General features: G+C 74.8%; 6 protein-coding genes. All 6 read left to right on the top strand.

The window, feature by feature from the left end:
- Positions 1-268: 268 nt before the first annotated feature.
- The 6 genes from ABZ721_RS26820 to ABZ721_RS26795 are packed head-to-tail and all read left to right on the top strand — an operon-like array spanning position 269 to position 6839.
- Positions 269-1120 (top strand): hypothetical protein, encoded by an 852-nt coding sequence (locus ABZ721_RS26820; protein ID WP_358791264.1) that lies wholly within the window; start codon positions 269-271, stop codon positions 1118-1120.
- Positions 1120-2949 carry an asparagine synthase (glutamine-hydrolyzing) gene (gene asnB, locus ABZ721_RS26815; RefSeq protein WP_358791263.1) on the top strand — a complete coding sequence of 610 codons (1830 nt, stop codon included), beginning with the start codon at positions 1120-1122 and terminating at the stop codon, positions 2947-2949. Before ABZ721_RS26820 ends, asnB begins: the two co-directional genes overlap by 1 nt.
- Entirely contained in the window at positions 2946-3524 is a 579-nt protein-coding gene (locus ABZ721_RS26810) for a flavin reductase family protein (protein WP_358791262.1), read from the top strand. The genes asnB and ABZ721_RS26810 overlap by 4 nt, the downstream gene beginning before the upstream one ends.
- Positions 3521-5053, top strand: a complete 1533-nt coding sequence (locus ABZ721_RS26805) for a 4-hydroxyphenylacetate 3-hydroxylase N-terminal domain-containing protein (protein WP_358791261.1) — start codon at positions 3521-3523, stop codon at positions 5051-5053. The genes ABZ721_RS26810 and ABZ721_RS26805 overlap by 4 nt, the downstream gene beginning before the upstream one ends.
- Positions 5050-5913, top strand: coding sequence for a class I SAM-dependent methyltransferase (locus tag ABZ721_RS26800; RefSeq protein ID WP_358791260.1), 864 nt, complete (start codon positions 5050-5052; stop codon positions 5911-5913). The genes ABZ721_RS26805 and ABZ721_RS26800 overlap by 4 nt, the downstream gene beginning before the upstream one ends.
- Before the next feature lie 53 nt (positions 5914-5966).
- Entirely contained in the window at positions 5967-6839 is an 873-nt protein-coding gene (locus ABZ721_RS26795) for a helix-turn-helix transcriptional regulator (protein ID WP_358791259.1), read from the top strand.
- Positions 6840-6853 lie beyond the last annotated feature (14 nt).

The raw sequence follows: 6853 nt of genomic DNA, 5'->3' as shown, positions 1-6853 counted from the left end.
TCTCCGTTGACTTGCGGCCTGGGCTGGGCAGCGGCAAGACGTTGTACCTGTTCCGGCCGGAGGCGGGGCGACCTTAGGAGCAGCCGCGGGCTCCGTAGGTCGCCCCGGCCCGCTCCGTTCGGGGCTTCTGGCCACGAGGTGCCGCTCCGTAGCGTTGCCGACGACCGAGAGCGCCGCGGCCGACACCCCCGGCCGGCGGTCGCACAGCCCCGGGGCCGGCGGTCCCGCACCACCCGTCCCCGTTGCGAACCTGTAGAAGGAGACCCTGATGAGCGATGTGCCCGAGGCAGCCATCGCACGGACCGGACCCCAGGAGCCCCCTCCACGCGTCGCGGGCGCCGGGACCGTCCCGGGACCGCGCACCGCGGTGCTGGGGGAGCCGCGCTCCGGGGACGGCGCGGCGCTCCCGCCGGCCGGCGCCCCCTACGACCTCCCCTACCCGGCCCCGTACCGCCGCGCGTACCGGTCGATGCCCCAGGACGAGCGCTCGGCGCTGTGGCGCCAGCGGCTGCACGAGGCCGAGGCCGGACTGACCTCGTTCCTGGTCGCGAAGGGCGACCATCTGCACCTGACCGACTGGTTCGCGCTGCAGGCCGAGCTCTTCGCCGACCTGCCCGACCCGCAGGACACCGACTCGACCGCCTGGCAGCGGGTGTTCTTCCGCGGCCAGGCGCTGATGGAGCGCTTCCTCGTCGCCCGCTACGGCGAGGAGGTGCTCGCCGGCTGGGCCGGCGCCAACGCCGAGGTGTACCGCACGGTCGAGCCCGACCACGGGCGGGGCGCCGCCGACCCGATCCACCGCATCGCCCGGCAGGCCGAACTCTACGGATCGGACTACGAGTTCGACTCCGACGAGCCCGCGGGCCCGGAGCACGCCGCGCTGACCATCACCCACTGCGCGATCTGGGACTACCGCGAGAAGGCGCGCCGCAGCGGGGTGCGCATCACCCTGGCCTCGCCGTGCACCTACTGCACGGAGGCGCTGTCCGCGAACATCCGCGCCAAGGGCTACCGCCCCTCGCACCGGCTGCGCAGCGGGCCCACCGGGCACGGCTGCCGCTGGGAGGCCGACGCCCCGGCCGGCACCACGCCCCTCCCCACCACCCCGCGGGAGGCGTGATGTGCGGCATCACCGGCTGGGTCGACTGGGAGACCGACCTGCGCACCCGGGAGGAGACCGTGCGCGCCATGACCGGGACCCTGGCCTGCCGCGGCCCGGACGCCGACGGCGTCTGGCTCTCCCGCAACGCCGCCCTCGGGCACCGCAGGCTCTCGGTGATCGACCTCGACGGCGGCACGCAGCCGCTGCGGGACCTGCCCCTGCCGCGCGCCGTGCTCAGCTACAACGGCGAGCTGTACAACTACCGCGAGCTGCGCGAGGAGTTGCGCGGCCTGGGCCACACGTTCCGTACCGCGTCGGACACCGAGGTCGTGCTCCGGGCCCACCTGCAGTGGGGTGAGAAGGCCCCCCGCCGGTTCAACGGCATCTTCGCGTACGCGCTGTGGGACACCCGCCGCGACGAACTGCTGCTGGTCCGCGACCACCTGGGCATCAAGCCGCTGTACTGGCACGCCCACCGCACCGGGGTGCTGTTCGGCTCCGAGCCCAAGGCCGTCCTGGCCAACCCGCTCTTCCGGGCCGAACTGGACGCCGAGGGCATCGCCGAACTCTTCGCCCTGCCGGCCGCGCCGACGGCGGGCCACGGCCTCTTCCGCGGCCTGCACGAGGTGCGCCCCGGCACCGTGGTGACGGTCGGCCGGACCGCGACCCGGCAGAGCACCTACTGGGAGCTGGAGTCGCGGCCGCACACCGACGACGCGGCCACCACCCGCGAGACGGTCCGCGCGCTGCTCGCCGACAGCGTCGAGCGCCAGCTGCTCAGCGACGTCCCGCTGTGCACCCTGCTGTCGGGCGGGGTCGACTCCAGCGCCATCACCGCGCTGGCCGCCCTCGCCCGCGAACGGGCCGGCCACGGCAAGGTGACCAGCTTCTCGGTGGACTTCCCCGGCAGCGCGGAACGCACCCCGGACGCCTGGCGCACCACCCTGGACGCCCCCTACGTCCAGGCCGCCGCCGAGCACATCGGCACCCGGCACACCTCCGTGCTGGTGCCCGACGACGACATGCTCGACGCGCGCGACGCCGTCCTGCGCGCCCGCGACCGCCCCGGCTGGGGCGAGATGGACGCCTCACTGCACCTGCTCTTCCGCGAGGTGCGGCGGCACTCCACGGTGGCGCTGTCCGGCGAGGCAGCCGACGAGATCTTCGGCGGCTACCCCTACTTCCACGACGCCCCGGCGCTGGCCGCCCCCACCTTCCCGTGGCTGCACGGCCGCACCACCCCGGCCGCCCTGCTGCGCCCGGAGGTCCGCGCCGCGGTGCGCCCCGAGGAGTACACCGCCGAGGCGTACCGGCGGTCGCTGGCCGCGGTGCCGCGGCTGGACGGCGAGACGGGGACGGACCGGCGCCTGCGGGAGGTCTTCCACCTGGCGCTGACCCGCTGGCTGCCGCCGCTGCTGGACCGGGTGGACCGGGTGAGCATGTCGGTGGGGCTGGAGGTGCGGGTGCCGTTCTGCGACCACCGGCTGGTGGAGTACCTGTGGAACGTGCCGTGGGACCTGAAGTCCCCCGGCGGGCGCTCCAAGGGGCTGCTGCGCGACGCCGTCCGCGACCTGCTGCCCCCGCAGGTGGCGGACCGCCCCAAGAGCGGGTACCCGTCGACGCCCGCGGTCCGCTACACCGAGGTGCTCACCGCCCGCGCCCACGAACTGCTGGCCGACTCGCAGGCGCCGGTCTTCGACCTGGTGGACCGGGAGACCGTCCGCCGGGCGTTCGCCGAGGGCCGTCCGCTGCCTAGCCCGCGCACCGCCCCCAACCCCGTCGGCGGCCTCGACCACCTGGTCCAGGTCGACGAATGGCTGCGGGCCTACGGGGTGGGGCTGCGATGACGCCCGGAGCGCGGCCCGCCGCCCGCACGCAGGCACCCCCCGCCCGCCCGCGGACCGAACCGGCCCTGGGCGCGGACGCCTTCCGCGCCGTGGCCCGCCACTGGACCACCGGGGTCGCCGTCCTGACCACCCGGTACGGCGAGGAGGTCTTCGCCAAGACCGTCTCCTCACTCAGCCCGCTGTCCCTCGACCCGCTGTTGGTCAGCGTCGCGGTGGACCGGCGCAGCCCGCTGGTGGACGCGGTCCGCGGCAGCGGCCGCTTCGCCGTGAGCGCGCTGAGCCGCGAACAGGAGCCCATCGCCCGGCGGTTCGCCGCCCCCGGCGCCGGCCGCGCCCTGGGGTTCTTCACCACCGCGCCCATGCGGGCCGAGACCACCGGCGCCCCCGTCCTGGAGCACTGCCTGGCCTGGTTCGACTGCCGGCTGCACAGCGTGCTGCCCGGCGGCGACCACGCGATCCTCGTCGGGCAGGCCGTCGCCGCGAGCACCGGCGACGGTGAACCGCTGCTCTACCACGACGGACGGTACCGCTCCCTCGACCGCCAACCGACCACCCCGACTGGAGTGCACGCATGACCCTGCTGGACACCACCGCCACCGGACGGGGGCTGCTCACCGCCGACCGGTACCGGGCCGAACTCGACGACGGCCGCGAGCTGTACCTCGACGGGAAGCGCATCACCGACCCGGCCGGCCATCCGGCGTTCAAGCCCGCCGCCGACGAGATCGGCCGGCTGCTGGACCTCCAGCACCACCCCGACCACCGGTCCCTGCTCACCTGGGAGGACCCGGCCACCGGGCAGCGGCTGGCCCGCGCCTACCAGCCGCCGCGCACGGTGGAGGAGCTGCGCGTGCAGCGGCGCAGCGCCGAGTTCTGGCACGCCGAGTCCCTCGGCCAGCACGGGCGCTCGCCCGCCTTCATGGCCTCGATCGCGGTCGGCCTCTACGACTTCCGCCACCAGCTGGAGCAGGCCCGCACCGGGTTCGGCAGCAACGCCGAGGCCTGGTACCACCACACCTCCCGCAACGACCTGGTGCTCTCGCACGCGCTCGGCGACCCGCAGATCGACCGCTCCACCGACCCGGTGGACGACCCCGACCTCGCGCTGCGCGTGCTGTCGGAGAACGAGCGCGGCATCGTCGTGCGCGGCGCCAAGCAGCTGACGACCCTGGCGCCGCTGGCGCACGAGGTGCTGGTCTACCTGTCGGCGTCCTTCGCCCAGCGCCGCGGCGAGCAGTTCGTCGTCTGGTTCGCCCTGCCGCTGAACACCCCGGGCCTGGTGACGCTCTGCCGCGAACCGCTGGGCAGCGACCCGTGGGGCCACGCGCACCCGCTGGGCGCGCGGTTCGACGAGCAGGACGCGATGCTCTTCTTCGACGACGTCCTGGTCCCGTGGGACCGCGTCTTCCTGCTGCGCGAGAGCGAACTGGCCAGGACGGGCCTGGGCCGGATCAACGCGTGGAGCGCGTACATCGGCCACGTCCGCTACCGCGAGCGGCTGCGCACCCTGCTGGCCACCGCGACCCTCGTGGCCGAGAGCATCGGCGTGGACGGCTTCCGGAACATCCAGGAGGACCTGGGCACGCTCGCCGGGTACGCCGAACTCACCGAGTACTTCCTGGACGCCGCCGAGGCCCGTGCCACCGTCACCGACAGCGGCCTGGTGGCGCCGGGCGACACCGCCGCCAGCCGGGTGTGGTCCGCGGAGGTGGCGGGCAAGGCGGTCGACATCGTCCGCGGCATCGGCGCCTCCGGGCTGCTGATGCAGCCGACGGCGAACGACCTGGCCAACCCGCGGCTGCGGCCGCACCTCGACCGCTACATGCGCGGGCGCGGCATCGACGCGGAGCACAAGTCCCGGCTGTTCCGGCTCGCCTGGGAGCTGACCGGGGACGGCTTCGGCCAGCGCCAGGACCTCTACGAGTTCGTGCACCGCGGCGACCTGGCCCGCAACCGCATCAACCTGTACCGGCGCTACGACCAGAGCAGCGTGCGCGAGCGCCTGCAGCGGCTGATCGCCGACCCCGCCGAAGCGGCCGGCGCCGCCGCACCCGCACCGCAGCCCGTGGCCGCCGCCACCACATCCCCGGAGGTCCAGAAGTGACCGCGTCAGCCGTCGAGATCCAGGCCAGCACGCTGGCCGGTTACGCGGACGCCAGCCGGCTCCGGCAGGTCCACGACCGCGACTGGGTGCTCGACCAGGTGCCGGGCGAGCCCGAGGTGCTGCTCGACCTGGGCAGCGGCATCGGCCAGTTGCTGCGCTCCGCCCTCGACCGCCACCCGTCGCTGCGGCTGGCGGTCGGCCTGGAGCGCTCCGAGCACCGCATCGCCGAGGCGGCCGGGCGGCTGCGCCCCTACGGCGACCGGGTCGCGCTGCACCAGGCCGATCTGACGGCGCCGGCGCCGCTGGAGTACCGGGCGGACGTGGTCACCATGACGTCGGTGCTGCACTGGCTGTACCCCGACGAGGAGCGGATCCTGGCCTGGGTCCGCGACCACCTGGCACCGGACGGACGCTTCCTGCTGACGACCTACCACCCGGCGCGGGACGCGCACGGCCTCGGCGGCGAGGACGACCTGGTCCGGGACGCGCTGGTGGCCCTGGGGGCCGAACGGGACGCCGTACCGGCCGTGTTCGCGGCGGGGGAGCGGGGCGTCGAGGGCGCGGTGCTGCCCATCGCCACCCGCACCCGGACCGTCGAGGACCTGGGCGGGCTGCTGGAGCGGTACTTCCGCGCCGAGGCGGTCCTCGACCGGGACGCGGTGGTGCACGTCGAGGAAGCGGCCCAGTACAGCCACTTCCACGCCGCCACCTTCGGCGACTACTACAGCCGCCTCGTCCCGCCCGCGCGCCGCGAGGAGTTCTTCGGCGCGGTCGGCGACGCCGCCTGGCGGCGGCAGGGGGAGCGCGGCTGGGTCAGCAACATGCCCGTACGACTGTGGAAACTCCGACTACGTGATTGACGCCTAGTCTGGAAGCGCCAGTACCGACCCCGCCGGCCGAGGAGCCACCTCCGATGTCCACCCCCCTCCCCAGCCAGGAACTCGGCGCCTTCCTGCGAGCCCACCGCGAACTGCTGCAACCCGCGGACGTGGGGCTGCCCGCCAACTCCCGCCGCCGCACGCCGGGTCTGCGACGCGAGGAGGTCGCGTCGCTGTCCGGAGTGGGACTGGCCTGGTACACCTGGCTGGAACAGGGCCGCGTGACCGCCTCCCGGCAGGTGCTGGAGGCGGTCGCGCGGGCCCTGCGGCTGGACCCGGCGGGGCTGCGGCACGCCATGCGGCTGGCGGGGCACCACGAGCCGACCGGTCCGCTGGACGGCGAGCGCTCGGGGCACCTCGCGTCGACCGTGCAGCCGGTGCTGGACTCCTGGCCCACCAGCCCGGCGGTCCTGCTGGACCGGCACTTCGACCTGCTGGGCTGGAACACCTCGTGGAGCGCGCTGTGGGGCGCGCCTGAGGCGGTGCCCGCGGACCGCCGCAACCTGATGTGGCTGATGGTCGCGGGCCGGCAGCTGCGGGCGGTGCTGCACGACTGGGAGCCGCTGGCGATGAACGTCTTCCAGCACTTCCGTGCCCAGGCCGGCACCTCGCTGTCCGATCCCAGGACCGGTGAGGTCTACCGGCGGCTGGACGAGGACGCCCCGCAACTGCGCCACTGGTGGGGCTGCCACTCGGTGGCGGAGCTGACCGCGCGCACCGTCGTCGTCGAGCCCCCGGGCATCGGCCGGATCGAGCTGGCGCTGTCCTCGTTCCACCCGGTGGACGACCCCTCGGCCCTGGTCCTGCTCTTCACCCCGCGCACCGCCGAGGACCACGCCCGGATGGAGACGCTGTCCGAGCGCCCGCTGCGCGCGGTCGGCGGACTGCCCGAGCGCCACGCCGGCTGAGTGGACGCGTGAGC

The sequence above is a fragment of the Streptomyces sp. NPDC006733 genome, from assembly GCF_040636125.1.
Taxonomy (GTDB): domain Bacteria; phylum Actinomycetota; class Actinomycetes; order Streptomycetales; family Streptomycetaceae; genus Actinacidiphila.
Note: the sequence above shows the minus strand (reverse complement) of the source record. Positions and strands in the feature narration are given on the sequence as shown.

Bases quoted from the DNA above. Each gene is read 5' to 3' on its own strand.
- ABZ721_RS26810 (WP_358791262.1), top strand. From the start codon at position 2,946: ATGACGCCCGGAGCGCGGCCCGCCGCCCGCACGCAGGCACCCCCCGCC.
- asnB (WP_358791263.1), top strand. From the start codon at position 1,120: ATGTGCGGCATCACCGGCTGGGTCGACTGGGAGACCGACCTGCGCACC.
- ABZ721_RS26820 (WP_358791264.1), top strand. From the start codon at position 269: ATGAGCGATGTGCCCGAGGCAGCCATCGCACGGACCGGACCCCAGGAG.
- ABZ721_RS26795 (WP_358791259.1), top strand. From the start codon at position 5,967: ATGTCCACCCCCCTCCCCAGCCAGGAACTCGGCGCCTTCCTGCGAGCC.
- ABZ721_RS26805 (WP_358791261.1), top strand. From the start codon at position 3,521: ATGACCCTGCTGGACACCACCGCCACCGGACGGGGGCTGCTCACCGCC.